The sequence below is a fragment of the Bradyrhizobium sp. AZCC 2230 genome (assembly GCF_036924495.1).
GTDB classification, from domain to species: Bacteria; Pseudomonadota; Alphaproteobacteria; order Rhizobiales; family Xanthobacteraceae; genus Bradyrhizobium; species Bradyrhizobium rifense.
This window is the reverse complement of record NZ_JAZHRS010000001.1, coordinates 8,523,383-8,549,381: the sequence shown is the minus strand read 5'-3', so window position 1 is coordinate 8,549,381 and position 25,999 is coordinate 8,523,383. Positions and strand designations below refer to the sequence as shown.

Genomic DNA, 25,999 nt, shown 5'->3' with positions numbered 1-25,999 from the left:
CCGACATGAATGAGGCATCGTCCCACACGCAGGAGCGGCCAGGCTGGCAGCCGGCGACCTGTTACCCCGATCCCGCGATAAAAGCACTGGACCCCCGCTTCGAAAAATACTGGTTGAAATTGTCGGCGGTGGAGCGGCTGGCAACCGGCCTGCGCTGGGCCGAAGGGCCGGTGTGGTTCGGCGACGGGCGGTATCTCTTGTGCAGCGACATCCCGAACCAGCGCATCATCAAATGGGAGGAAGAGACCGGCGCGGTGTCGGTTTTCCGAAAGCCCTCCAATTTCGCCAATGGCAACACCAGGGATCGCCAGGGCCGGCTGGTCACCTGCGAGCACGGCGGCCGTCGCGTGACCCGCACCGAATATGACGGCGAGATCACGGTCCTGATGGATTCCTTCGACGGCAAGCGGCTCAACTCGCCGAACGACATCGTGGTGAAGTCCGACGGCTCGATCTGGTTCACCGATCCGACCTTCGGCCTGCTCGGCAATTACGAGGGCTACAAGGCAGACCCGGAGATCGACCCGAACGTCTATCGGCTCGATCCCGCGACGCGCAAGGCGACTGTCGTCGCCGAGGGCGTGCTTGGGCCGAACGGGCTGTGCTTCTCGCCGGATGAGAAGATTCTCTATGTGGTGGAATCGCGCGGCGTGCCGAACCGCAAGATCCTCGCCTATGACGTCTCGGCAGATGGCACCGCGATCTCCAACAAGCGCGTGCACATCGACGCCGGTCCGGGCACGCCGGACGGCATGCGCTGCGACATCGACGGCAATCTCTGGTGCGGCTGGGGCATGGGCGATCCCGAGCTCGACGGCGTCGTGGTGTTTGCGCCCGACGGCGTCATGATCGGCCGCATCGCACTGCCCGAACGCTGCGCCAATCTCTGCTTCGGCGGCGTCAAGCGCAACCGCCTGTTCATGGCGGCAAGCCAGTCGATCTACGCGCTGTATGTGAACACGCAGGGCGCGGTGGGCGGATAGTCGCTCCGCGCGCGATGGTCTCGTAGGGTGGGCAAAGGAGCGTAAGCGACGTGCCCACCATCACGCCGTCGCGGTCGCGAAGACGTGGGCACGCTTCGCTTTGCCCACCCTACGGCACCGTCTTCCGTCATTGCGAGGAGCGAAGCGACGAAGCAATCCAGGCTGTCTCCGCGGTGGGATTCTGGATTGCTTCGCTTCGCTCGCAATGACGGAAAGAAAAACGCCGGAGCGGTTGCCCGCTCCGGCGTCATTCTGTTCAGGCGCTAAAAACTTACGCCGCGTTGAAGCCCGCAACCGCCTTCACTTCGAGGAAGTCCTCGAGGCCGTACTTGCCCCACTCGCGGCCGTTGCCCGACTGCTTGTAGCCGCCGAACGGCGCGGTGCGGTCGTTGGGCACGCCCTGGAGATTGACGTTGCCGGCGCGGATCTGGCGACCGACGCGCTTGGCGTCCTCGACCGAAGCGCCGGAGACATAGCCAGCCAGGCCGTACGGCGTGTCGTTGGCGATGTGCACGGCCTCGGCTTCGTCCTTGGCGCCGAGGATGGTCAGCACCGGTCCGAAGATTTCCTCACGGGCGATCGTCATCTCGGGGGTGACGTCGGCGAAGATGGTCGGGCGGACATAGAAGCCCTTGTTGACGCCTTCGGGCAGGCCCGGGCCGCCGGCGACGAGCGTTGCGCCCTCGTCGATGCCCTTCTTGATCAGCGCCTGGATCTTGTCCCACTGGCCGCGGTTGACGACCGGGCCGATGGTGGTGCCTTCGGCGCGCGGATCGCCCGCCTTGGTCTTGTCGGCGACAGCCTTCGCGATCGCGGCGACTTCCTTCATCTTCGACAGCGGCACGATCATGCGCGAGGGCGCGTTGCAGGACTGGCCGGAGTTGTTGAACATGTGCATCACGCCGCCGGTTACCGCCTTCGTGAGGTCGGCGCCTTCGAGGATGACGTTCGGCGACTTGCCGCCGAGCTCCTGGCTGACGCGCTTCACGGTCGGCGCCGCACGCTTGGCGACGTCGATGCCGGCGCGGGTCGAGCCGGTGAAGGAGATCATGTCGATGTCGGGGTGCTCGCTCATGGCGGCGCCGACCTCGGGGCCGAGGCCGTTGACGAGGTTGAACACGCCCTTCGGCACGCCGGCTTCATGGAGGATTTCCGCGAAGATCAGCGCCGAGGTCGGCGTGAACTCCGACGGCTTCAGGATCATGGTGCAACCGGCGGCGAGCGCGGGCGCGACCTTGCAGGCGATCTGATTGAGCGGCCAGTTCCAGGGCGTGATCATGCCGACCACACCGACCGGCTCGCGCAGCACCATGGCGGTGCCGATCGGCTCCTCGAAATGATAGTTCTTGAGCACGTCGAGCGTGGTCATGAGATGGCCGAGGCCGGCGCCGGCCTGGAGCTTTTCAGCCATCGGCAGCGGCGCGCCCATTTCGTCGGACACGGCAGCGCCGATTTCCTTGAGGCGGCCCTTGTAGACTTCGATGACTTTGGTGAGCAGCGCGACGCGCTCGTCACGGCTGGTCTGGGAGAACGTTGCAAAGGCGCGCTTGGCGGCGGCGACAGCCTTGTCCACGTCAGCCTTCGAGCCGAGCGCAATCTCGTACATCGCCTCTTCCGTCGCCGGATTGACGACCGGGGTGGACTTCTTGACGGCGGGATCGACCCAGGCGCCGTCGATGTAGAATTGCATGCGATTGACCATCGTTAACCTCTTCTTGGGGGCTTGGGGGGCGTTTCGGCAGGCATCCTTGCACGAAAGCGCCGGCAATTGAACCCGCCATATGCGGGGCCAGCGTTGCGGCGGACGGAGGTTATATGAGCCGATGGCGGGAACGAGGCAAGGTCTTGAATGTCGTCCTGGCGAAAGCCAGGACCCATTACCACCGAGCTGAGTTGTTTTACGCCAGCGTCCACCACCTGCGACCTACAATCACGCCCGCGGAGTATGGGTCCTGGCTTTCGCCAGGACGACGATGGAGAACTACACCGCCATCTTGCGATGAAGCACGGGCGCGCCGGTGGTGAGGCTTTCCGCCGCATCGATGATGGCATTCGCATCGATGCCATAGTGCCGATAGAGGTCAGCGATGGTGCCGGTCTGGCCGAACTGCTCGACGCCGAGCGCCTCGACGCGATGGCCGCGGACGCTGCCGAGCCAGCCGAGTGAGGCCGGATGGCCGTCGATCACTGTCACGATGCCACAGTCGCGGGTGAGCCCCGCCAGCAGCTTTTCGATGTGGCTGAGATGCTGCACGCCACGCCGGTCGCGCCGCAATTTTCGCGCGGCAGTCCAGCCCGCATGCAGGCGATCCGCCGAGGTGATCGCCAGCAATCCGATGTCGCGGCGGCTCTCCCCGATGAAACCGGTCGCCTCGATCGCTTCGGGCGCGACCGCGCCGGTATAGGCAATCACGAGTTCGGCATTGGGCCCAGGCTTGCGCAGCCAATAGGCGCCGTCGGTGATGCCCTGCTGCAGTTCCGGCGTCATGATCCGCTGCGCCTGCTCGATCGAGCGCGTCGACAGCCGCAAATAGACCGAGCCCCCCTCGCCGGGATCGCGCTGCATGTGCTCAAAACCCCAGCCCATGATCACGGCGAGCTCGTCGACAAAGGCCGGCTCGAACGAGGCGAGCCCGTCCTGCGCCATACCGATCAGCGGCGTCGCGATCGACTGGTGCGCGCCGCCCTCCGGCGCGAGCGTGATGCCGGATGGCGTCGCAGCCACCATGAAGCGCGCATCCTGGTAGCAGGCGTAATTCAGCGCATCGAGGCCACGCTCGATGAAGGGATCGTAGAGCGTGCCGACCGGCAGCAGCCGCGCGCCGTTGATCTGGTGCGACAGACCGAGCGCCGAGAGCATGATGAACAGGTTCATCTCGGCGATGCCAAGCTCGAGATGCTGGCCCTTGGGCGAGAAGTCCCAGTTGAAGGTGGATGGGATTTTCTCGCTACGGAATAAATCCGCCTTCTCACCGCGCGCGAACAGGCCGCGCCGGTTCACCCACGGGCCGAGGTTGGTCGAGACGGTGACATCGGGCGAGGTCGTGACGATCCGTTGTGCCAGTTCGCTGTCGCCGCGCGCGATCTCGTTCAGCACGAGGCCAAAGCCCTGTTGCGTCGACATCTGCGGCGACGGCCTGAAGGCGAGTTGCTGCGGCACCTCGACGACCGGCGCGGTGAGCCGGCGGCCGTCCTTGTTGAACGGCACGCGCGCGAGGAAGGTGTCGAGCTCGGCGGCACTTTGCGTGAGGCCTTCGTACTTGTCCCATTCGTGGCCGGGACGGATGTTCTGGCTCTCGCGATATTTCTCCATCTGCGCGACCGTCATCAGGCCGGCATGGTTGTCCTTGTGGCCCTGGAACGGCAGGCCGACGCCCTTGATGGTGTAGGCGATGAAGCAGACCGGGCGATCATGGTCGATCGATTCGAACGCCTCCAGCATGCTCGCCATGTCGTGGCCGCCGAGATTCGACATCAGCGCCAGCAACTCCTCGTCGGTGCGCTTGTCGATCAGCTTCGTGATCGGCCCCTGGTCGCCGATCTCGTCGTGCAAATGCTTGCGGAAGGCCACGCCACCCTGGAAACACAGCGCCGCATAGAGCGCGTTCGGGCAATTGTCGATCCAGCGCTTCAGCGCCTCGCCGCCGGGCTCGGCAAAAGCCTCGCGCATCAGGCGGCCGTATTTCACGATCACCACGTCCCAGCCAAAATTGCGGAACATGGTCTCGAACTTTTCCCAGAGACCTTCACGCACGACGGCGTCGAGTGACTGGCGGTTATAGTCGACCACCCACCAGGTGTTGCGCAGGCCGTGCTTCCAGCCTTCGGCCAAGGCTTCGAAGATGTTGCCCTCGTCCATCTCGGCGTCGCCGACGAGCGCGATCATCCGCCCTTCGCGGCGATCCTTCATCCAGCCATGCGCCTTGACGTAATCCTGCACCAGCGAGGCAAACAGCGTCTGCGCGACGCCGAGACCGACCGAGCCGGTCGAGAAATCGACGTCGTCGACGTCCTTGGTGCGCGAGGGATAGGACTGCGCGCCCTTGAAGCCGCGGAAATTCTCCAGCTTCTCGCGGCTCTGCCGGCCGAACAGATACTGGATGGCGTGGAACACCGGGCTCGCATGCGGCTTCACCGCGACGCGGTCCTCAGGCCGCAACACGCTGAAATACAGCGCCGACATGATGGTCGCGAGCGAGGCGGACGAGGCCTGGTGTCCTCCGACCTTCAGTCCATCCGTGTTCGAGCGAACATGGTTGGCGTGGTGGATGGTCCATGACGACAGCCACAGCGCCTTGCGGGCGAGCGCGGTCAATGTGTCGAGACGGGCGGAATCAACGGGCATGGCAATGCTCCCGGAAAACAGGTCAAGCGATGATACGCCTGCGGGCGGCGCCAGATTTCTCAATTTTTCGCGCCATACCGCCGAATATTGGGATATTTTACCAATGAAATCCGACCAAACACAGGTTCCATCCCAATGCCTGAGCTCGACGCCATCGACCGCAAGATCCTCAGCTCTCTCCAGAACGACAGCCGGCTGACCATGCAGGAGCTCGCCGACAAGGTCGGGCTCTCGGTCTCGCCCTGCCATCGCAGGGTCAAGCTGCTGGAAGAACGCGGCGTCATCTCACGCTATATCGCAACCGTGGACCAGAAAGCGCTGGGGCTGCATGTCAGCGTGTTCATCTCGATCAAGCTGGCGCGGCAGAAGGAGGAGGATCTGAATCGCTTCGCCCGCGCCATCTCGAAATGGGACGAGGTGCTGGAATGTTATCTGATGACCGGCAACCGCGACTACCTCCTGCGCGTGGTGGCAGCCGACCTCGCCTCCTACGAGACATTCCTGAAGACCAAGCTGACCCGGCTCGACGGCATCGCATCGATCGAGTCGAGCTTTGCGCTGAGCCAGGTCAAATATTCGATCGCGCTGCCGGTCTGACGGCCCTGCGGGCCATTTCGGAACCGGCCGGCCGCCGGTGTCCACATGGACGCAATAAACCCCGTCGATGGTCGTGGGTGACAGGCACCTGAGCCGAGAGAAGGACCCATGACCGCATCCGACCGCACCGCCCAGACCGCCAAGCGCGAGCGCATCATCCAGGAGATGGCCGACGATCTCGACGAGGAGCTGGAGATGGAGCTGGATGATGCCCGTCTCGACGAGCTCCTGGACGAGACCGACGCGATCCACCCAACGGTTGACCGAAGGCTCTATTTCCGGGAGCTGCTCCGGCTCCAGGGCGAGCTGGTCAAGCTGCAGGACTGGGTGCAGGGCGAGAAGAAGAAGGTCGTCGTGCTGTTCGAAGGCCGCGACTCCGCCGGCAAGGGCGGCGTCATCAAGCGCATCACCCAACGCCTCAATCCCCGCATCTGCCGCGTCGCAGCGCTTCCGGCGCCGAGCGAGCGCGAGCGCACGCAATGGTATTTCCAGCGCTACGTCTCACATCTGCCCGCGGGCGGCGAAATGGTCCTGTTCGACCGCAGCTGGTACAATCGCGCCGGCGTCGAGCGCGTGATGGGCTTCTGCACCGACGAGCAGTATCAGGAGTTTTTTCAGTCGGTGCCGGAATTCGAGCGGATGCTGATCCGCTCGGGAACCATTCTGATCAAGTACTGGTTCTCCATCACCGACGACGAGCAGCAGTTCCGCTTCACCATGCGCATCAAGGATCCGCTCAAGCAGTGGAAGCTGAGCCCGATGGACGTCGAGGCACGCAGCCGCTGGGAAGCCTACACCAAGGCCAAGGAGACCATGCTGGAGCACACGCATCTGCCGGACTCACCGTGGTGGATCGTCGACGCCGTCGACAAGAAACGCGCGCGGCTCAACTGCATCGCGCATCTTCTGAGCCAGATCCCCTACCAGGAGGTCGGCCGCGCGCCCGTGGTGCTGCCGCCGCGCGTGCGCAATCCCGACTATCACCGCGGCCCGATCCCGACGGAGATGTACGTGCCTTCGAAATACTGACGGCACCCGCCGCGTTGAGCGGCGGGCGAGCTTGCCGATGAGAAAAGCGAGATGCCCGTGCCGAGCGATCTGAGCGTAACGAGGAGCGTCCCCTCCCGCCGCCGCTATCGCTTTGGCCCCTGGCTTGCGCTGGCGAGCCTCTTGTCGCTTCTGACGGTCGCGCTCGCACTTGCCTATTGGCTCTGGCAGCCGGCGACGCTGCGCATCGCCGTTGGACCTGCCGGCAGCGACGACCAGGCGCTGGTGTTGGCCATCGCCAAGGCGATCGAGGCGAAAAGCGGCACCGTGCGGCTGACGCCGATCGAGACAGACGGCACGCTGCAAAGCCTCAATCTGCTCGGCGGCGGCAAGGCCGACCTCGCGGTCGCGCGCGGCGACCTCCCCATGCCCTCCGACGCGAATTCCGTTGCGATCCTGCGCCGGAACTTTGTGGTGCTGTGGGCGCCGACGGGGCGCAAGGGCGCGGCCAAGTCGAAGGTCACGGACATCGCTTCGCTCAGCGGCCGCCGCATCGGCATCGTCGGCCTCGGCGATGCCAATCCCAATCTGCTGCGCGTCATCCTGGCCGAGTCCGGCGTCAATCCGCAGAAAGTGACGACCACCCAGGTCGGCACGGACCGCATCTCCGAGATGACCCAGGACACCACGCTCGATGCCTTCATGATGGTGGGCGCGCTCGACGACAAGGTCATCGCCGAGACGATTGCCGCCACCACGCGCCTGCGTGGCGATCCGAAGTTCCTCCCGGTCGACGTCTCCGAGGCCATTGCCGAGCGGCACCCGCTCTATGAGTCCGAGGAAATCCCGGCCGGCGCATTTGCGGCGACACCGCAGCGGCCCGACGACAAGATCGAGACCATCGCCGTCAATCATCTCATCGTGGCGCCAAGTTCGCTGTCTGAAGACGCGGTGGCTGCCTTCACCCGCGAGCTGTTTACGATCAAGCCGTCGCTGGTCAAGGAGTTGCCCGGCGCCAGCCACATCCAGAAACCCGACACCGACAAGGATGCCGCGCTGCCGGCACATGCGGGAGCCGCCGCCTATATCGACGGCAACGAACGCAGTTTCATGGACAGGTACAGCGACTACATCTGGGGCGTGGTTCTGCTGCTCTCCGGCCTCGGCTCGGTTGCCGCATGGCTGCGGCATTATCTGCGGCGCGAGGAGCGCAGCGAGAACGCACTGCATCGCGACCGCCTGCTGACCGCGATCACGAGTGTGCGCGAAGCGACGTCAGTGGACGATCTCGCGGCGATGCAAAGCGCGGCCGACGACATCCTGCGTGAGACACTGGCCTGTCACGAAGACGGGGCCATCGAGGACGGCGATCTCGCCGCCTTCGGCCTCGTGCTGGCGCAATTCCATCAGGCGATCGTCGACCGCCGGGCCGTGATCGCCCAGATGGGCCATGCCGATGTCGCGCAAAAATCCGATGGCGCCGTACTTCAGCCGTTCGCTATTTCCACGGCCGCACGATGATCTTGGTGTGCCCCTCGGGATTGGCGAGATCGGCAAACGCCTTGGCGACACCGTCGATGCCCACTTCCGCCGTCACCATGGCGGCTGCATCCACCTGCCCTTCGGCGATCAGACGGAGCGATGCCGAAAACTCCTCCGGCGTGTAGCCGAGCACGTACTGGACGTTGAGCTCCTTCATGATGCCGAGCATGGGTTCGCTTTTGTCGCTCTCCATGCAGACGCCGACCACGACGATCTTGGCATCGCGCGGCGCGCCCTCGAACACCTGCTGCAGCAGGCCGGGCACGCCGACGCACTCGAAGATGACCGCGGGCTTCAGCGCCGGCAACATGGCCTGGAGCGGCGGTCGCGCCGCCTTCTCCGCCTCCGACATCTGCGCGTGCTCGGCCCAGGTCGCATAGGGTTGCGATATACGGGGATCGACGATGATGTCGGCGCCAAGCTGAGCTGCGAGCGCGCGGCGCGCCGGCGAATAGTCGGCGGCAACGATTGGATGCAGGCCCTTGATCTTGAGTGCGGCGATCACCGCGAGCCCGACCGGACCGCAGCCGATCACGAGCGGCACCTCGCCGCCGCTGATGTTCGCTTTCGCCACCGCGTGAACACCGACCGCGAGCGGCTCGGTCAGTGCGGCATGTTCCGGCGCAAGGCCGTTCGGCACCTCCAGCAGCAGCGGCTCGCTGAGCAGCATCTGCTCTGCATAGCCGCCGATAAAGTCGTTGGAATAGCCGATGCCCTTGATGCCCTCCGGCGTCAGCAGCGCGGGCAGCGAGCACACATGCGTGCCCGGCTTGAGCTTGCGCGTCGTGCCGGAGCCATAGTCGACGATCTCGCAACAGAACTCGTGGCCGAACACGACGTCGCGCGACAGATCCATCGGTGGTCGCCCGGTCTTCTTCGCCATCTCCACCATTCGTGGCGCGTGCTGGCGCGCGTGCAGGTCGGAGCCGCAAATGCCGCAGGCGAGCGTCTTGACCAGCACCTGGCCGGGGCCCGGCTTCGGCTCGGCCATCCGGTCGACGACAATCTCACCGTTCCTGAAAATTGCAGCGCGCATTCGGCTCCTCCCATATCGTTGGAGCCGTTGATGGCATGAACAGGGACGCCTGGACTTGCGTCAGGGGTTCGGAGAACGCTCTTCCAGCACCAGCAGCTGGGCGCGGCGGATGCGCTCGCGATGGGCAATGTAGAGACCGCTGGCGACGATGAAGGCCGCGCCCGTGACAGTCCAGACATCCGGCAGCTCGCCGAACAGGAAGAAGCCCAGAATGCTAACCCACAGCAACTGCGTGTAGGAGAACGGCGCCAGCACCGAGGCGTCGCCGTAGCGATAGGCGAGCACGACGATCCACTGGCCGATCGTGGAGGCGAGACCGATCAGAATACCGAGCCCGATGCCTGTCCAGGTCGGCGTGACCCAGACGAACGGCACCATCACGCTCAGGATCGCAACGCCGGTGAGCGCCGAGTACGCCATCGTGGTGACGACGGCTTCCCGCCCGCTCATCATGCGCGTCATGATCAGCGCGGCAGCCCAGCAGAACGCCGAAACGATCGGGAAGAAGGCAGCGACGTGGAAAGCACTCGAGCCCGGCCGCAGAATGATCATCACGCCCATCAGTCCGATCGCCGTCGCGATCCAGCGGCGCATGCCGACCTTCTCGCTGAGAAAGATGATCGAGAGCGCGGTGACGAACAGCGGCGAGACGAAGCCAGTGGCGGAGGCTTCCGCGATGGGGAGGAAGCGCAAGCCGGTGATGAAGAACAGCGAGGAGCCGAGCAGTGCGACGCCGCGTATCAATTGCAGCCCGAGACGCTCGGTACGCATGGCATGCAGCGGCGAGCCCGGCAGCATCACCGGCGCGAACATCAGCGCGAAAGTAACGAAGCGGATCCAGGTGATCTCGATCGACGGCAGGCTGGTCGAGAGATATTTCGCGGTGACGTCGGAGCAGCCGAGAAACACCGTCGACAGCAGGACCAGCGCGATGCCCTTGAAGGGATGATCAACGCGCGCAGGCGCGCGGCGAGCCTGCTGCTTCTTCTCCGGCAAGGGCATGGAAATACTGTCGAGCCTTGCGGCTGCGGCGGGCGGCGGTGTCACGGCTAAAACCTGGGAAAACGACGATTCGGGAGCGGTCGTAAAAAACGACAAATGCGCCGCTTTCACAACTTCCGAAAACAGGATGCCGATATGCGCTCAGGTCCGCGCGCGTCAATACTCCATTAATAATAGGCCTTTGTGCACTACAGCATGGGCAGGCCGCGCGGCTTCGGACCGCGCGGAAACGCCGCATCCAGCGCCGAAATCTCGTCCTTCGTCAGCACGAGATCGCCGGCGGCCGCATTTTCGCCGGCATGTTCCGCGGACGATGCCTTCGGGATCGCGAACACCGTAGTTGCACGGGTGAGAAAGCTCAGCGCGACCTGACGCGGTGTCGCGCGACGGGCCTCCGCAATGCGCGCAAGCACGGCGCCGCCTTTGCTGCGCTCGTCAGGGAAATCATCGTGACCGAACGGTGAATAGGCGACGACGGCGACGCCGTGCTTCTCGCACCAGGGGATGACGGCGTGCTCGATCGCACGTTCCTTCAGATGATAGAGCACCTGATTGCAGGCGATCTTGCCTTCGCCGGAGACATCGAGGATTTCGTCGAGATCGTCGGCGTCGAAATTGGAAACGCCCCAGGATTTGATCTTGCCGGCTTTCACCAGTTCCTCGAACGCAGCGACGGTGTCTTCAAGGTCATACGATCCGCGCCAGTGCAGCAGATAGCAATCGAGACGATCCGTCTTCAGCCGCTTCAGAGAGCGCTCGCAAGCGGTGACGGTGCCGCGGCGCGAGGCATTGCTCGGCAGCACCTTTGAGACCAGGAACACCTCTTCGCGACGGCCGGCGATCGCATCGGCAATGACGAGCTCGGCATCGCCATACATCTCGGCGGTGTCGATATGGGTCATGCCAAGATCGAGCCCGCGCTGCAGCGCCGCGATCGCACGCTTGCGATCGCCATGGTCGAGATACCAGGTGCCCTGCCCGATCACGGAGACATTGGCGCCGGTCTTGCCGAAGGGCTTTGTGTTCATGTTCGTTCCTTCCAATGCTCTACAGACCACTGATGTCCGCAACCAGCACGCTGCCGGTCGCTGACTCCGTGATATAGAGCCGATCCTTCTTCGCGCCACCGATGGCGACATTGGTGCAGTTCGGCCCCGCGCAGGACTTGATCCGCGCGATCAATTCACCATTCGGTGCGAACACGAAAACATGACCGAGCGAGGCGTGGCCGACGAACAGGCGGCCGCTCGCATCCATGGTCATGCCATCGGGGCCTGATGTGCCGAACAGCGAGCAGAAGCGGCCGACCTTCGACACGCTGCCATCCTTCATGAACGGCAGGCGCCATACCGCGTTGTCGCGCGTCATGGCGACGAACAGCACGGTCTCGGTCGGATCAAGCACCAGCCCGTTCGGGCTGATGCCGGTGTCAACAAGACAATCGAGCCGGCCGTTCGGCGCCAGCTTATAGACACGGCCGCTTGTGTCATGCAGGCCGGTCTGACCCTGGTCGGTGAAATAGATGTCGCCATTGGAGGCGAGATGCAGATCGTTGCAGCCGCGGAACGATTCCGAATTGCGCGCGGTGAGGACGGGCTTGATGCGGCCGGCCTTGGCGTCGAGCTCCATGATGCCGTGCATGTAATCGGCCACCAGGATGCGGCCGTCAGCCGCGATCTTCAGCCCGTTCGGCCAGCCCTCATATTCGACGACGAGCGACCACGTCCCATCCGGTGCGATGCGGAAGATGCGACCAAAGGGAATGTCGACGACGTAGAGATTGCCGTCCCTGTCGAACGACGGGCCTTCGATGAAGCTATCGGTCGGCACGCCCGGCCGATTGGCGTCAGCCCAATCCGTCCGCACGCCCTTGCGGCGGAAATTGTCGGGCATGGCGGAAAAGACCTTGGTTTCGATCAGGCGCGGCGGCGTTTCCAGGTACATTTTGGTTTTTATGATTGTTGAGGGGGGAGCGCGGCAATATAGGGCACAATCGCGAGTGCGTCGATTGGGGCAGCGGCATGGCTGTGTTGGGGGAAATGGGCATTCCGCCTCAACAAGCACCGTCATTGCGAGCGTAGCGAAGCAATCCAGACTGTCACCGCGGCGGGACTCCGGATTGCTTCGCTGCGCTCGCAATGGCGACGGAGAGAGTAGTGCCCTAGCCCGCCGCGCCCGCGAGCTTGGCCTGCTTCGCCGGTGCGATCTCCGTCGTCGCAATCAGCCGCTTCAGTTCGGGGATGCAGGAACCGCAATTGGTGCCGGCCTTGAGCTTGACGCCGATCTCGGCGGCGGTGCGGGCGCCGCTTGCGATGGTGTCGCAGATGGTGCCGCGGCCGACGCCGAAGCAGGCGCAGACGATCGGGCCGGTCGAGGTGGCGCCTTCGCTGGACTTGCCCGATAGCAGCATGCGGCGCTGATCGTCGGTGACGCGATCGGCCGCGAATACGCTCTTCACCACCTCCCAATCGCCGGCATCGTGGGCGGGGCCGACGAACAGGCAGGTCTCGATGCGATCGCCCGTGAACGAGGCTGCGCGATAAACGCCGCCGCCGAAATCGCGGTAGTCGGCGACGTCTTCGCCGGCGACGCCGTCGAGCCAGGCCGGCCAGCGCGACAGATCAGCATTGTCGGCGAAGAGATAGCCGAAGCCGCCTGTGACCGTGACGCGGGTCCACAGCAGGTTCGGCGGGAGGTGAAGCTGTTTTCGCGACAGCGCAAAGCCGCGGAAGACGTACTCATAGGGCGCGATCGCAGCCGGCGTCGCCTTCGACTCCGGCTGTCCGGAGAACGGATCGGTGAACGGCGCGGCCAGCGCACCAACGCGGCCGTGCGAACCGTTCATCGCACTCCAGTGGATGGGCGCGAACAGCATGCCGCGCTGCTGCCGATCACTGACGACGGCCTTCAAAATGCACTGACCGTAGTCGGTGGTGATGCGGGCAAAGCCGTCATGGGCGATGCTGTATTTGTTGGCATCGTCGGGATGGATCTCGACGAACGGCTCGGGCAGATGCGCGCCGAGCCGCTTGCTCAGCCCCGTGCGCGTCATGGTGTGCCACTGGTCGCGGATGCGGCCGGTGTTGAGCCGCAGGGGTCGCGACGGACTGGTCTCGCCGCGCAGCGCCGGCACCTCCGGCGCGACGAAACGGCCCTTGCCGTCATTGGTGAAGAAGCCACCTTTCGCGAAGAAGCGCTCGCCCGGCGCTTCGCCCTCGCGCGCAGGCCATTGCACGGGCTTCAAGGCGTCGAAGTCCTCGTCGGACAGCGACGTCAGCGCGCCGATGTCGAAATCGCGGCTGCCATTGTTCTCGAACGCCGAGAGCGCGGCGTGTTCGCGGAAGATATCGGCCGCGGATTTGTAATTAAAACTGTCGCCGAAGCCGAGGCGTTTTGCGGTCTCGCTGAGGATCCACCAATCGGGGCGCGCCTCGCCGGGTGCGGGGAGGAACGAACGCTGGCGCGAGATGCGGCGTTCGGAATTGGTCACCGTGCCCGACTTCTCGCCCCAGGCCAGCGCAGGCAGCAGCACATGCGGCCCCGCCTCGACCGTGTCGTTGGAGAGCACATTTTCGGACACCACGAACAGCTCGAGCTTCTTCAGCGCCTCGCGCACGAAATCCGCATCGGGCAGCGAGACCGCGGGATTGGTGCCCATCACCCAGAGCGCCTTGACCTCGCCGCGGTTGATCGCCTCAAACAGCTGCACCGCCTTCAGCCCTTCGTGGGTGGCGATGCGCGGCGCCTTCCAGAACCGCCGCACACGGTCGATGTCGGGCGGCGTGAAGTTCATGTGCGCGGCAAGCTGATTGGCGAGCCCGCCGACCTCGCGGCCGCCCATCGCGTTGGGCTGGCCGGTGAGCGAGAACGGCGAGGCACCGAGTTTGCCGATACGGCCCGTGGCGAGATGACAGTTCAGGATCGCATTGACCTTGTCGGTGCCCTGCGCCGACTGGTTGACACCTTGCGAGTAGAGCGTGACGACCCGCTCGGTCTCGCGGAACATCCTGAAGAAAGCGGCAACGTCCAGCTCGGTCAGACCCGTCGCAAGCGCAGTCGCGGTGACACTGCCGGCGATGTTGCGCGCGCGCGCCAGCGCATCGTCGAAACCCGACGTGTTCTGCGTGATGTAGTCCTGGTCCAGCGCACCGCTGTCGACGAGGTGAACGAACAAGCCCGAGAACAACGCGGTATCGGTGCCGGGCTTGAGGCCGAGGAACAGATCGACATCGCTCGCGGTGTCGGTCCGGCGCGGATCGATCACGATCATCCGCGCGCCGCGCTCCTGCCGGTTCTTCACCATGCGCTGGAACAGCACCGGGTGGCACCAGGCCGCATTGGAGCCGACGAAGACCAGCAGATCGGCCTGGTCGAGATCCTCGTAGCAGCCCGGCACGGTGTCGGCACCGAAGGCGCGCCGGTGGCCGGCGACCGATGACGACATGCAGAGCCGCGAATTGGTATCGACATTCGCCGTGCCGACGAAGCCCTTCATCAGCTTGTTGGCGACGTAATAGTCCTCGGTGAGCAGCTGGCCGGACAGATAGAACGCGACCGTGTCCGCTCCATCGCGCGCAATGATGTGTTTCATGCGGTGAGCGACGTGGTCGAGCGCATCGCTCCAGGCCACGCGTTCCAGCACGCCCTTGCAGCGGATCATCGGGTAGAGCAGCCGGCTCTCGAGCCCGACCGTCTCGCCGAGCGCAGAGCCCTTCGAGCACAGGCGGCCGAAATTCGCGGGATGATCGGGATCACCCGCAATCGCAGCGCCACCCGTGCCGTCAGGCGTTGCGAGCACGCCGCAGCCGACGCCGCAATAGGGACAGGTCGTTTTGGTGGCGCGGAGGTTTGGGTCGATCGCCGTCATATCAAGCAGCCTCCTTCACGCCGCCTTGGACGGACGCGCGAGCGCGCGGCCGAACATCATGTCGGCGCGGATCCCTGCGATCTTCTCGCGGGTGCGGATCAACTCGAGATACCAGAGTGCATCGACGGTATCACCGATCAGCACGGCGCCAGTGAGCCGGCCGTCGGCAACCACGAGCTTTTTGTAGGTACCCCGCGTCCGGTCGGTGAGCACCAGGCTTTCGCTGCCCTCCCCGCCCATGAAGTCGCCGGCGGAGAACACGCTGACGCCGGACACTTTCAGATTGGTCGAGACCACGCTGCCCTGATAGGCGGCGGGACGGCCGCCGAGATGCCGCGCCAGCACCCGCGCCTGCTCGTAGGCCGGCTCGACCAGTCCGTAACAGGTGCCGCGATGCTCGGCGCACTCACCGAGCGCGTAGATGTCCGGAGACGCCGTCTGCATCTCGTCGTTGACGACGATGCCGCGGTTGACCGCGATGCCGGCGTCCCTGGCCAGCGCAACGTTGGGCCTGATGCCGGCGGCGAAGATCACGGCGTCCGCCTCGATGCGGCTGCCGGCAGCGAGCTCGACGGCTTCGACGTGACGCTCGCCGTGGATGCAGGCGGTCGAGGCATTGAGCAGGATGCGAATGCCCTTGCGCTCCACGAGTGTCTTGAGCAGATCGGCGGCCGGACCATCGAGTTGACGCTCCATCAGCCGGTCCATCAGATGCAGCAGCGTCACGGGCGCGCCGGCTTTCGCCAGGCCGTAGGCTGCCTCAAGTCCGAGCAGGCCGCCGCCGACCACGACGACGCGCTTCTTTGCGGCCGCCAGCGTCAGCAGCAGGTCGACATCGCGCGTGTCGCGAAACGTGTGCACGCCGGCGAGATCAGCACCCGGCACGTTGAGCCGCAGCGGCGTCGAACCGGTGGCGAGCACCAGCTTGGAATATTCCATGCTCTCTTCGCCCGCGATCTTGAGCTCGCGGCGGCCGGTGTCGATCTCGGTGACGCGATAGCCGTAGCGCACGGTGACGCCGCGATGACGCCACCAGTCCGCCGGGCGGAGCTCGATCTCGTGCGAGCCGGTCTCGCCGGCCAGCACGGAGGAGAGCAGCACGCGATTGTAAGCGAGCCGCGGCTCATCGCCGATGACGGCAACCGCGTAGCGGCCGAGCGCAGTCTTGGCGAGTTCATCGACCAGACGCGCAGCCGCCATACCGTTACCGACGATGACCAGTGGCTCACTCACAAGGCATCTCCTATTCGGCGGCCTGCGACTGTGCGCCGTAGGCCTCGGAAATCATGTAGCCGGACAGCACGCCATAAGCGTCGGTCCAGGCGGTTGCGAGTTCAGGCGTCCAGGCTTCGCCGAGCCCCTTCTCCAGGGTCCACAGCAAGGTCGCGCCGACCACGGGATAGTGCTCGGCCTTGGCGCCGTAGGCGACGTGGCGCTTCGCGAGCGCCGAGGCCGCGGGAAGAATTGTCTCGAGATTCGACAGGCCACTGACGACAGCGGCGAGCATGCCCATCAGCTTCTTGCGCTGCTCGGTCATGTCTTCGGGAAACATCGCGCGCACGGACGGCGCCACCTCGAACAAGCGGTCGTAGAACAGCACGGCGGCTGCTTCTGAAATCGGTGCGACCTTGGAAAAGCTTTGCTGGACAAGGGTGATCTGTTCGGGCGTCATGATGTTCTCCTGCCTGTTTCGGTTTGCCTTGGTCCGCGCCGTTGCGAACAAGGTTCATGGGTCAAACGTCATCAGCGAGACTTCTCCCCCGTACGGGGAGAAGCGAGTTTCGTACCAAGTGTCACACCCGCGCCTCAGCAAGGCCTGGCGCGCCTTCAGCCTGCGGACTGCGACGCAGGTAGAACCACCAGGTCAGAGCGAGGCAGGAGGCGTAGAAGCCGAGATAGATCGCGAGCGCGAGCTGCGGGCCGCCCGTCATCGCGATCGACTTGCCGAAGCCGCTCGGGATCAGATAGCCGCCGACCGCACCGACCGCGCCGATGAAGCCGACCGCTGCACCGCTCTCGATGCTTGCGGTCTTCAACGCGACTGCGCGCTCCGAGTCGCCCTTGCCGCGCACCTTGAACAGGTTCTGCTCGCGGAAGATCGAGGGGATCATGCGATAGGTCGAGCCATTGCCGATGCCTGTCGTGACGAACAGGATCAGGAACATCGACAGGAAGCCGGTGAAGTCCTTGTGCCCGACGAAATAGAGCACGCCGATCGTCGCAGCAGCCATCGCCATGAAATTCCAGAAGGTGAGGACCGAGCCGCCGATCTTGTCGGCGAGCAGGCCGCCAAGCGGTCGCGACAACGAGCCGACCAGAGGCCCGAGGAACGCGATTCCGATCGTCACCGTCGGAAACTGAGTCTTGATCAGCAGCGGAAACGCGGCAGAGTAGCCGATGAAGGATCCGAACGTGCCGATATAGAGATAGGCCATGATCCAGGTGTGCTTGCGCTTGACCACAGCGAGCTGGTTCTTGATCGACGACTTGGCCGAGGTGAGGTTGTTCATGAAGAACACTGCGCCGAACACCGCGATCGCGATCGGCAGCACCCACATCAGGCCGGCGTTCTGGAGGAAGACACCGTCGACGGGCGTGGCCTGGAACAGATTGATGACCGCGAGCGTCATCAGGATCGGCGTCAGCAGCTGCACGCTGGAGACGCCGATATTGCCCCCGGCGGCGTTGAGGCCGAGCGCCCAGCCCTTCATCCGGTCGGGGAAGAAGAAGGAGATGTTGGTCATGCTGGAGGCGAAATTGCCGCCGCCGAGACCGGCGGTGGAGGCCACCAGCAGCATCAGCCAGAACGGCGTATCGGGCTGGCTCACGAAATAGGCGAGCGACAGCGTCGGGATGAACAGCACGGCTGCGCTGAAAATGGTCCAGTTGCGGCCGCCGAAGGTCGTAACCGCGAACGTGTAGGGAAAGCGCATCAATGCGCCGATCAACCCCGGCACCGCGATGAGCTGAAACAGCTCGTCGGTGGAGTAGTGGAATCCAGCCTGCGGCAGCTTGGTGGTGACGATGCTCCAGATCAGCCAGACCGAGAAGCCGATATGCTCGGCAACGATCGACCAGATCAGGTTACGCCGGGCGATGGTCTTACCGCCCGCATTCCAGAACGCCTCGTCTTCGGGGCGCCAGTCAGAAATCCAAGTGTGACTTGGGGTGGGACTCTCGGTCATTGCATATCCCTTCTAGGCTCACCGCTGCGTCGTTGCAGGCCCTGCCTCCGGCCACGGAGGCGCGCTCCGAGGCCAGGCCCCGGTGGCGAGTTCACGATGCTGATTGATGATGTTGAGGGACGTCGTCGTTGGCGTCGAACAAGGTAATTCAACTTCCGTGCCAACTGCGCGCGATCGGGAAATACAGGGAATTCAGCAGCTTATTCGAATTGACCGAAATATTTGCAGGCTGATTTCGCACGCAAATTTTGCGATTCGCTCAATCCCTGTGCGACGCACAAGGATTGAGCTTGATGATTCAAAATTAGGCGCAACGTTTTCACACGTTAACGATGCGTTACGCGGCCTCGACGAAGCGATGGCGTTCGTAAAGGAATTCGAGCACGCGCTGCCGGCACTTCAGATACGTCGTGTTGGTCGCGAGTTCGAGCCGCTTGCGCGGCCGTGCGAGCGGCACATCCAGCACCTCGCCGATGCGCGCGGAGGGCCCGTTCGTCATCATCACGATGCGGTCGGACAGCAGCACGGCCTCGTCGACGTCGTGGGTGATCATCAGAATGGTGTTGCCGAGCTTCTGATGCAGCGCCATCACCGAATCCTGCAGATGGGCGCGGGTCAGCGCGTCGAGCGCGCCGAAGGGCTCGTCGAGCAGAAGCACTTTCGGCTCCATTGCGAGCGCGCGGGCAATGCCGACGCGCTGCTTCATGCCGCCCGAGATTTCGGACGGGCGCTTGTCGCGGGCATGGGCCATCTGCACGAGGTTGAGATTGTGCATCACCCAGGCGTCGCGCTCGGCCCTCGTCTTGGTCCTGGCAAAAACCTTGTCGACGCCAAGCTTGACGTTCTCGTACACGGTCAACCACGGCAGCAGGCTGTGGTTCTGGAACACCACCGCGCGATCGGGCCCCGGCGAATTCACCTCGCGGTTCTCCAGCAAGACGCCGCCGGTGGTGGCGGTGGTGAGCCCGGCGATGATGTTGAGCAGGGTCGACTTGCCGCAGCCGGAGTGACCGATGATCGAGACGTATTCGCCCTTTTCGATGGTCAGGTTGATGTCCTTGAGCACCTCCGTGGTGGCGGCGCCGCGGGTAAAGATCTTGTCGATGTGGTCGAGCTTCAGATAGGCGGTCATGTGTGCTCTCCTCTCAGCCCTGCGCCGTGCCGCGGGTGACGATCTTGCCGAGGCCCGCGATCACGCGGTCGAGCACGAAGCCGACGATGCCGACATAGAACAGCGCCAGAATGATCTCGCTGATATGCGAGGAATTCCAGGCGTCCCAGATGAAGAAGCCGATGCCGACACCGCCGATCAGCATTTCAGCCGCGATGATGGCGAGCCAGGACAGACCGATGCCGATGCGCAAACCCGTGAAGATGTAGGGTGCCGCCGCCGGGATCATGATCTTGGCGAAGAACTCGAGTGGATTGAGCTGCACCACCGCAGCGACATTGCGATAGTCCTGCGGGATGTTGCGGATACCGACCGCAGTGTTGATGATGATCGGCCAGATCGAGGTGATGAAGATGACGAAGATCGCCGACGGCTGGCCGTCGCGGAACGCGGCAAGCGACAGCGGCAGCCAGGCCAGCGGCGGAATGGTGCGCAAGACCTGAAACAGCGGATCGAGCCCGCGCATCGCCCAGACCGACTGACCGACCAGCACGCCGAGCGCGATGCCGGCGATCGCGGAGAGCGAATAGCCGAGCGCAACGCGCTGGAGGCTGGCGGAGAGATGCCAGAACAGGCCCTTGTCGATGCCGCCATGGTCGAAGAACGGATCGAAGATCAGCTCCTTGGTGTCCTTGAACACCTTTGACGGCGGCGGCAGCGCGGAGCCTGCGCGGCGGCAGACCAGCTCCCACACCAGCAACAGAAGCGCGATCACGACGAGCGGCGGGATGACCCGCACAGCCGTCTCCCGCGCGATGCGTGCGAATGTTTCCGCGCGCGGCGGCCGCTTCGGCGTCATCGCGACGACCGGCGCGGCAATGGAAGCGGGCGCCGCAGTCTCGACCTCAATCTTCGTGGCAGGCATGTTCATCGAAAACCCTCTCCGGCTTCAAAGGATGCGGCCGCCCTGGGGCGGCCGCAGGCTCCATCAGACTTCGACGCGCTTGATCGCGAGCGACTTCAGATAGGCAGCCGGATTTTCGGGATCGAACACCTTGCCGTCGAAGAAGGTCTCCCTGCCGCGCGAGGTGGAGGTCGGGATGTCGGCGCTTGCAACGCCGAGCGTCTTGGCCGCATCCTTCCAGAGGTCTTCGCGGTTGACCTTGGCGATCAGCGCCTTGGTATCAAAGCCGGGCTCGTATTTGCCCCAGCGGATATCCTCGGTGAGGAACCAGAGATCGTGGCTCTGGAAAGGATAGGAGGCCTGGTCCTTCCAGAAGCGCATCTGCTGCGGCGAGTTGTCGACGACGCGGCCGGTGCCGTAGTCGAACTTGCCCTTCATGCGGTCGGTGATGTCGTCGACCGGGCAGTTGATCCACTGGCGCTTGGCGCAGATCACCGCAGCTTCCTCGCGGTTCTCGGCCTTCTCGGCCCATTGCTGGGCTTCCATCACCGCCATCAGCAGCGCCTTCGCCGCCTTCGGATATTTGTCGACCCAGGCCGCACGCATGCCGAACGACTTTTCGGGATGCTTGTCCCAGAGCTCGCCGGTGGTGATCGCGGTGTAGCCGATCTCCTGGTGGATGAGCTGCAGGTTCCAGGGCTCGCAGACGCAGAAGCAGTCCATGGTGCCAACCTTCATATTGGCGACCATCTGCGGCGGCGGCACCACGATAGTTTCGATATCCTTGTCCGGATCGATGCCGCCTGCGGCGAGCCAGTAGCGAATCCACAGATCATGGGTGCCGCCGGGGAAGGTCATCGCCGCTTTCACGGCCTTGCCGCCGGCCTTCTTCTTCTCCAGCGCAGCCTTGAACGGTGCGGTGTCGATGCCGACCTTGACGTCGGCATATTCCTTGGAGACCGAGATGCACTGACCGTTCAGGTTCAGACGCGCCAGGATGTACATCGGCGTCGGCTGGTTGTTCTGCGTCACCTTGCCGGAGGAGATCAGATACGGCATCGGGGTCAGGATATGCGCGCCGTCGATGCCGTTGCCTTCCGAGCCGAGCACGAGGTTATCGCGCGTGGTGCCCCAGGAGGCCTGCTTCTGCACCTCGACATCGGGCATGCCGTATTTAGCGAAGATGCCCTTCTCCTTGGCCACGAACAGCGGGGTCGCATCGGTCAGCGCGATGAAGCCGAGCTTGGCGCCCTTGACCTCGGGGCCTGCATCCTGCGCGAAGGCGCCGGCGGGGAAATTCAGCTTGGCGGCGGCGAGGAGAGCGGCGGTCGAGCCGGTCGCCTTCAACAATTGACGGCGGCTCAGGCCCGAGAGCTGGCGGGTGCGCTTGGTCATAGGCGGTGTCGTCCTTTGCATCGTTGCAGAATTGTTGGCGTCAGAGCGCGCGAGCAGCCCGTCCGTCCGTCGCGCCGGCTTTGGCGCATGCGGACGCGCGACGGGGAGACCCCCGTCTGGTGGCGTCAGCAAATCGGATGAGAAGTCTCGCGGGACGGCATCAATGGCGTCGACTGGAACAATTCAAGCTTCGTGCCAAGCCAAATGACCTGAAAAATCTTTTGAAATTAATAAGTTAGGCCGTCTGCGCCGGGTTGTCGCAGCCCCGGCGCGCACGCCAAATTTGCGATTCGCCTAGATTTTGTGCGCCGCACATAAACTAGGCAAGCGCTATTCACACCATGAGAAACGGATTCTGTCACCCGCGCGGCCTCACCATGAGATCAACGGCGAACGGTGCAGCCACGCATCGTCACACAGCTGGTCCAGGACAAACCGCGCGACGTCTTCTCGCGCGATGCTTCCACCATGGAAGCCGGAGAGATCCGTGACGGCCCGGATCGTGCCGCGGCCCCGCTTGTCATTCAGGACGGCGGGGCGAACCAGAACCCAATCGAGGCCGCTGCCGCTGACAATCGCTTCCTGCCGATCCTTGTCGGCATAGACGTTGCGCAGGAGAAGCGGGAACAACAGGTTGTTGAACAGAAAGCCGCCGTGCCCGGCACTATCACCGGCGCCCATGCCCGTGATGCAAACCAGACGAGAGACTCGCTCGGCCTTCATTGCGTTCACGAGCGCGCGCGTGGCCGTCGACAGAAGCGTCACCTCGCGGAACGGGCTTGCAGCGGTGCCGAGTGCGCTGACGACGGCGTCCCGGCCTTGGAGCGCTTGACGCAACGCGGTTTCGTCACGAGCGTCTCCGGCGACGAACTTCGCCCCCTTCAGATCACGCGCCTTCTCGGCAGAACGCGCCAGCACGGTAACGTCGTAACCCCGCGCCACCGCCTGGCTGACGATCAGGCGGCCGGTGCCGCCAGTCGCTCCAAGGACGAGTATTTTCGGCTGGGCGGTCTGTATCGTGTCGGTTTTGGAAATTTGCATGGAAGCGACCTCGGAAAGCGGGACGCCTCCCAAGAGGCTGTCCCGTGATTGATGTTCGTGGTGATGATCAGTGCCGTCCTGCTGCGGCCGAGGCTGCGATCTCGGAGGCAAAATCGCGATAGGAGCGCAGAGGACGGCCGAGGAGCGCGGTCAGACGCGCGGCGTCGTCAGCCTCGGGGATCATTCCATCGGTGAGAAAGCGCTCGCTCATCAGCCGCATGTCGAAAGCCATCCAGCCCGGCATGAACTGCTTGAGGTTCTGCTCGAACGCGCCGGTGTCATCGCCGCCATAGGCGATCGTGCGACCCAGCACCTCCGACCAGATGGCAGCGATATCCATGCCGGTCAGGGTGTCCGGACCGACGAGATTGATCCGGCTAACCGGGGATGGCCCCGCGGCCTGCTCGCGGCGGATCAGCTCGATGGCAGCGATCTCGCCGATGTCGCGCGCGTCGATCATGGCGAGCCCCTTGCTGCCGATCGGCATCGGATAGACACCGTGTCCGAGCACGACGTCCTTGATCGTGAGATCGTTGTTCATGAAGTAGGCCGGCCGCAGGATGGTGGCGTTCAAGCCCATCTGCTCGATCATCCGCTCGACGCCGAACTTGCCCGCGAAGTGCGGCACGTTCACGTAGAGATCGCTGTGGATCACCGACAGGTAGACGATCCGCTCAACGCCCGCCTCGCGGGCCAGATTGAGCGCGATCAGCGCCTGGGTAAACTCATCGGGCACCACGGCATTGAGCAGGAACACGGTCGAAACGCCCGAGAGTGCGCTGCGAAGGGAATCGACGTCGAGCAGGTCGCCCCGCACGACGGTGACGCCCGACGGCAGGTTGGCTTTCGCAGGATCGCGGACGATGGCGCGGACATCGGCTCCGCGCTTGGCGAGTTGTTCGACGACTTGGCGGCCGACATTGCCGGTCGCGCCGGTTACGAGGATGGTCATGAGGATCACTCCGGGTTGGGTCAAAAGACACCCCGGAAGTTAGTGATCCACATTCGAACCGATAGACGGTATATTTGGACAGACCGTCTCACGGGTGGAACACATGGATCTCCTTGCTCTCGCTGACTTCAATCTCGTCGCCCGGCACGGAGGGTTCGGACGAGCCGCCCGTGCCGCAGGACGTCCGAAAGCGACCCTGTCCCGCCGGGTCGCAGAACTGGAGAGCAGTCTCGACCTGCGCCTTTTCGAGCGCGGAGCGCGTGTACTGAAGCTCACACAGGAAGGACGCGCGCTCTACGAACGGACTGGCACGCTCCTGACCGAACTCGACGAGACTGCCGCCGCGATCGCTTCCGGTAGCGACAGGCCGCAAGGCAGGTTGCGGATTAGCGCGCCCCTTCTGTTCTCGCAGACGGCCATGGGGAAGCTCGCGGCCGGGTTCGCGCTCAGATATCCGGAGGTTCGGCTCGAGGTCACGACGGAAGATCGGACCGTCGACATGGTGGAGGAAGGTTATGACTTGGTCATTCGGGTCAATCCGGATCCGGACGAAAGTCTTGTCGGACGAATCTTTCTGCGCGACCGGCTGGTGGTCGTGGCGAGCCCGGACCTGAGACGACCGACGGACGACCTGGCTGTTCCGGCGGTCGTGCGCGGAGCGGGTGAGCAAACCACGTCTTGGGACGTAACGATGTCAGCGGGAAGATCGCGCATCGCGGTTGATCCAGTGCTTCGACTGTCGTCGCTCATCATGGTCCGTGATGCGGTCCGAGCAGGCGTCGGCGCCGGACGCCTTCCGGTGTCACTGGTCAGTCACGATCTTGCCGCCGGCACGCTGGTGCATTGGGGGGATGTCGACGGACCAGACATCGCGCTTTGGACGCTCTATCCATCGCGACGGTTGCTAAGTGCGCGCGTGTCCGCCTTCCTCGACTTTTTGAAGGAAGCCTTTCCGATGGGGACGCCCGAGGAGCTTGCGGCCCATATCGGGAATTGAGAAATGGCGCGCCCAGCAGGGCTGTCAGGCCGGCTCCGCCGCCTTCGTCCCCAGCGGCTTGGGCGCGATGCCGCCGCCGGGCTTGAGGTGGAATTCATAGGTCATCAGGTGCCATTGCCCGTTCGCCTTGGCGCCGTCGGGCATCTCAAGGTCGTTGCGCGGTTCGACCTTGGCGACGAGGTCGTCCTTGACCCCGAACACCACGTCGGAATCGAGGTATTTGTCGCCGTCCATGAAGACGTGGGTGATCAGCGGCTCGTAGCCCTTTGCGTTGACCAGGAAGTGCACATGCGCCGGGCGCATCGGGTGGCGCTTGGTCTGCACGATCATCTCGCCGACCGGCCCGTCGGTCGGGATCGGATAGCTGCACGGCAGAATGGTGCGGAAGAAGAATTTGCCGTCGCTGTCCGTAATAAAGCGCGCCCGCGCCGAGGCGCCGACCTCATCATAATTCGCCTTCTGTGAATCATAGAAGCCGTCATCGTCGGCATGCCAGACGTCGACGGGGACATTCGCCAGCGGCTTGCCCTTGAGATCGGTGACGCGGCTCTGCACGAACATGCGCTCGCCGGTGAGATTGTTCGGCGAGATATCGGTGCCGTGGGCGGTGATCTTGTGCTCGCCGACATAGAACGGGCCGAGCACCGTGGTCTGGGTCGCACCATCGCGGTCGCGGTGGTTGACAGCATCGACCAGCATGGAGACGCCGAGCACGTCGGAGAGCAGGATGAACTCCTGGCGGGTGTCGGTGCATTTCTGGCCGGTGCGGGTCAGGAAATCGATGGCGTATTCCCATTCCTCGAAGGTGAGACCGGTCTTGCTCACGTAATCGTGCAGCGACTTCACCAATTCCTGGAGCAGGAATTTCGCACGCGTATCGGGCGTGTTGTCGAAGCTTTTGACGACGGCTTCGGTGAGTTCGGTCTCGTTGAACTGGGTCATGGTGCGTTTGCCCTGAGTTTTCTCGTTGGCCCCATCGGATCTTGGGGGCTCCCTGGAGGCGTTCCAGACTGGAGCCTACACCAGTAGGCCTGCCCGCGTTAAGCGCGACGCGC

21 protein-coding genes are annotated in these 25,999 nt (G+C 64.0%); 5 read left to right on the top strand and 16 right to left on the bottom strand.

All coding sequences use genetic code 11. From position 1 onward, the window contains the following. Nucleotides 1-5 precede the first annotated feature (5 nt). The gene (locus V1280_RS40715; protein WP_334536367.1) at nt 6-983 is read left to right on the top strand and encodes an SMP-30/gluconolactonase/LRE family protein; all 978 of its coding nucleotides are present in this window, start codon (nt 6-8) and stop codon (nt 981-983) included. Nucleotides 984-1,254: 271 nt separating this feature from the next. On the opposite strand, the gene V1280_RS40710 is transcribed toward V1280_RS40715, so the two are convergent. Together V1280_RS40710 and V1280_RS40705 are read right to left on the bottom strand one after the other, a co-directional pair. Further along, the gene (locus V1280_RS40710; protein ID WP_148774545.1) at nt 1,255-2,685 is read right to left on the bottom strand and encodes an aldehyde dehydrogenase family protein; all 1,431 of its coding nucleotides are present in this window, start codon (nt 2,683-2,685) and stop codon (nt 1,255-1,257) included. 279 nt (nt 2,686-2,964) lie between these two features. Beyond that, nucleotides 2,965-5,328 (bottom strand): transketolase, encoded by a 2,364-nt coding sequence (locus V1280_RS40705; protein ID WP_334536364.1) that lies wholly within the window; start codon nt 5,326-5,328, stop codon nt 2,965-2,967. A 135-nt stretch (nt 5,329-5,463) separates the two neighbouring features. Between V1280_RS40705 and V1280_RS40700 the strand changes: the two genes are divergently transcribed. The 3 genes from V1280_RS40700 to V1280_RS40690 all read left to right on the top strand — a co-directional run bounded on the left by V1280_RS40700 (nt 5,464) and on the right by V1280_RS40690 (nt 8,433). Further along, nucleotides 5,464-5,925 carry an Lrp/AsnC family transcriptional regulator gene (locus V1280_RS40700; RefSeq protein ID WP_045010019.1) on the top strand — a complete coding sequence of 154 codons (462 nt, stop codon included), beginning with the start codon at nt 5,464-5,466 and terminating at the stop codon, nt 5,923-5,925. A gap of 108 nt (nt 5,926-6,033) precedes the next feature. Next, nucleotides 6,034-6,954, top strand: coding sequence for a polyphosphate kinase 2 (gene ppk2 / locus V1280_RS40695; protein WP_334536359.1), 921 nt, complete (start codon nt 6,034-6,036; stop codon nt 6,952-6,954). 51 nt (nt 6,955-7,005) lie between these two features. Next, complete coding sequence (locus V1280_RS40690) at nt 7,006-8,433, top strand: TAXI family TRAP transporter solute-binding subunit (RefSeq protein ID WP_334536358.1); 1,428 nt, start codon at nt 7,006-7,008, stop codon at nt 8,431-8,433. Here V1280_RS40690 and V1280_RS40685 read toward each other — a convergent pair. From V1280_RS40685 to V1280_RS40625, 13 genes are all read right to left on the bottom strand, one after another. Continuing rightward, nucleotides 8,411-9,490, bottom strand: coding sequence for a zinc-binding dehydrogenase (locus V1280_RS40685; protein WP_334536357.1), 1,080 nt, complete (start codon nt 9,488-9,490; stop codon nt 8,411-8,413). The genes V1280_RS40690 and V1280_RS40685 overlap by 23 nt on opposite strands. 60 nt (nt 9,491-9,550) lie before the next feature. After that, nucleotides 9,551-10,492, bottom strand: coding sequence for a DMT family transporter (locus V1280_RS40680; protein WP_334538541.1), 942 nt, complete (start codon nt 10,490-10,492; stop codon nt 9,551-9,553). A gap of 188 nt (nt 10,493-10,680) precedes the next feature. Then, nucleotides 10,681-11,520, bottom strand: coding sequence for an aldo/keto reductase (locus V1280_RS40675; protein WP_334536355.1), 840 nt, complete (start codon nt 11,518-11,520; stop codon nt 10,681-10,683). A gap of 19 nt (nt 11,521-11,539) precedes the next feature. Next, nucleotides 11,540-12,436 carry an SMP-30/gluconolactonase/LRE family protein gene (locus V1280_RS40670; protein WP_334536353.1) on the bottom strand — a complete coding sequence of 299 codons (897 nt, stop codon included), beginning with the start codon at nt 12,434-12,436 and terminating at the stop codon, nt 11,540-11,542. A gap of 217 nt (nt 12,437-12,653) precedes the next feature. Next, nucleotides 12,654-15,359 carry a molybdopterin-dependent oxidoreductase gene (locus V1280_RS40665; protein ID WP_334536351.1) on the bottom strand — a complete coding sequence of 902 codons (2,706 nt, stop codon included), beginning with the start codon at nt 15,357-15,359 and terminating at the stop codon, nt 12,654-12,656. A 15-nt stretch (nt 15,360-15,374) separates the two neighbouring features. Next, nucleotides 15,375-16,592: an NAD(P)/FAD-dependent oxidoreductase gene (locus V1280_RS40660; RefSeq protein WP_334536349.1), complete on the bottom strand. Its 1,218-nt coding sequence runs from the start codon at nt 16,590-16,592 to the stop codon at nt 15,375-15,377. A gap of 10 nt (nt 16,593-16,602) precedes the next feature. Then, nucleotides 16,603-17,031, bottom strand: a complete 429-nt coding sequence (locus tag V1280_RS40655) for a globin family protein (protein WP_148774535.1) — start codon at nt 17,029-17,031, stop codon at nt 16,603-16,605. A gap of 121 nt (nt 17,032-17,152) precedes the next feature. Beyond that, nucleotides 17,153-18,544, bottom strand: coding sequence for an MFS transporter (locus V1280_RS40650; RefSeq protein WP_334536347.1), 1,392 nt, complete (start codon nt 18,542-18,544; stop codon nt 17,153-17,155). A gap of 337 nt (nt 18,545-18,881) precedes the next feature. After that, nucleotides 18,882-19,676: an ABC transporter ATP-binding protein gene (locus tag V1280_RS40645; protein ID WP_334536345.1), complete on the bottom strand. Its 795-nt coding sequence runs from the start codon at nt 19,674-19,676 to the stop codon at nt 18,882-18,884. Between the two features lie 13 nt (nt 19,677-19,689). Beyond that, entirely contained in the window at nt 19,690-20,586 is an 897-nt protein-coding gene (gene ntrB, locus V1280_RS40640) for a nitrate ABC transporter permease (RefSeq protein WP_334536343.1), read from the bottom strand. A 57-nt stretch (nt 20,587-20,643) separates the two neighbouring features. After that, nucleotides 20,644-21,954: a CmpA/NrtA family ABC transporter substrate-binding protein gene (locus V1280_RS40635; RefSeq protein WP_334536341.1), complete on the bottom strand. Its 1,311-nt coding sequence runs from the start codon at nt 21,952-21,954 to the stop codon at nt 20,644-20,646. Between the two features lie 372 nt (nt 21,955-22,326). Then, nucleotides 22,327-22,995: an NAD(P)-dependent oxidoreductase gene (locus V1280_RS40630; protein WP_334538539.1), complete on the bottom strand. Its 669-nt coding sequence runs from the start codon at nt 22,993-22,995 to the stop codon at nt 22,327-22,329. Between the two features lie 67 nt (nt 22,996-23,062). After that, the gene (locus V1280_RS40625) at nt 23,063-23,947 is read right to left on the bottom strand and encodes an NmrA/HSCARG family protein (RefSeq protein ID WP_334536339.1); all 885 of its coding nucleotides are present in this window, start codon (nt 23,945-23,947) and stop codon (nt 23,063-23,065) included. A 103-nt stretch (nt 23,948-24,050) separates the two neighbouring features. Between V1280_RS40625 and V1280_RS40620 the strand changes: the two genes are divergently transcribed. Beyond that, the gene (locus V1280_RS40620) at nt 24,051-24,944 is read left to right on the top strand and encodes a LysR family transcriptional regulator (RefSeq protein WP_334538538.1); all 894 of its coding nucleotides are present in this window, start codon (nt 24,051-24,053) and stop codon (nt 24,942-24,944) included. A 24-nt stretch (nt 24,945-24,968) separates the two neighbouring features. Here the strand turns inward: V1280_RS40620 and V1280_RS40615 are convergent, their stop codons facing one another. Further along, nucleotides 24,969-25,886 (bottom strand): dioxygenase family protein, encoded by a 918-nt coding sequence (locus tag V1280_RS40615; RefSeq protein WP_334536337.1) that lies wholly within the window; start codon nt 25,884-25,886, stop codon nt 24,969-24,971. Nucleotides 25,887-25,999: the final 113 nt, after the last annotated feature.